This is a genomic window from Salinicola sp. V024 (assembly GCF_052645315.1).
The window spans coordinates 1-1,238 of sequence record NZ_JBQXYB010000040.1 but is presented as its reverse complement, the minus strand read 5'-3'; the positions used below and the strand labels follow the sequence as shown (position 1 = coordinate 1,238).

Genomic DNA, 1,238 nt, shown 5'->3' with positions numbered 1-1,238 from the left:
TGTAGTGGTCCAATGACACCGGACATCAGCATAGGTGGTAATCTTGCCACCATTAGCGAGGTGTCTGATGAGCAGGAAACGACGATCTTTTACGCCGGAATTCAAGCAGGAAGCAGCCTGTGTGGTGCTTGACCAGGGCTACTCTGTTACCGAAGCCAGCCGTTCTTTGGATGTTGGCGAAAACGCCCTGAGGCGCTGGGTAAAGCAGCTCTCTGAAGAACGTGGCGGGATGACTCCCACGTCCAAAGCTCTAACGCCAGAGCAGCAGCGTATCCAGGAATTGGAAGCCCGTTGTGAGCGCCTGGAGCGGGAGAAATCGATACTAAAAAAGGCTACCGCTCTCTTGATGTCGGACGAGATGAATCGTACGCGCTGATAGACCAGTTGAGTGAGCAGGAGCCAGTTGAGATGGTCTGTAAAGCGTTTGAAGTATCTCGGTCCAGCTATTACGACTACCGCCGCAGGCGGTCCGTAGTGGACTCGGAACGAGTGGTTCTGCGAGCCGAGGTGAACCGGCTATTTCGCAAGAGCCGAAGCTCAGCGGGCAGCCGGATGATTACCAGCATGCTCAATGACGAAGGTATCGAAATCGGACGCTTCAAGGTCCGGCGACTGATGAGTGAGCTGGGACTGATCTGCAAACAACCAGGGCCGCACGCATATAAGCAGGCCACTGTGGAGAGGCCAGACATCCCTAATCGGCTGAATCGTGAGTTCAGCGTTAACCGCCCTGACCAAGTGTGGTGCGGTGATATTACCTACGTGTGGGCCGGTCAACGATGGAGTTATCTGGCCGTCGTTCTGGATCTCTATGCTCGCCGCATCGTTGGTTGGGCATTATCGGACCGGCCTGACGCCGAGTTGGTAGTAAAGGCACTGGAGCATGCTTACGCGCAACGAGGAAAGCCGACAGGGATTCTGTTTCATTCCGACCAGGGCAGTCAGTATTCCAGTCGGTTATTCCGTCAGCGGCTCTGGCGTTACCGCATGGAGCAAAGCATGAGTCGCCGGGGAAATTGCTGGGATAATGCCCCGATGGAACGAGTCTTCCGGAGCTTGAAAAGCGAATGGATTCCTTCACTCGGCTACCGTTCAATTCCGGATGCACGAAAGGATATTGGCGTCTACCTGATGGACTACTACAACCGGCAGCGCCCTCATACCTTCAATGGCGGCATGCCACCCGTGATGGCGGAAGAAAAACTTAAAATACTGTCCGGGATTAGTTGACCACTACA

The 1,238-nt window shown here is 54.5% G+C and carries 1 protein-coding gene; it reads left to right on the top strand.

Going from position 1 to position 1,238, the window contains the following annotated elements:
• Positions 1-67 precede the first annotated feature (67 nt).
• Positions 68-1,230, top strand: a protein-coding gene (locus tag ACUN9V_RS19890; protein WP_445512668.1) for an IS3 family transposase whose coding sequence is annotated in 2 segments (ribosomal slippage) — positions 68-323 and positions 323-1,230 — 1,164 coding nt in all. Because the reading frame shifts where the segments join, the coding sequence is not laid out codon by codon here.
• Positions 1,231-1,238: the final 8 nt, after the last annotated feature.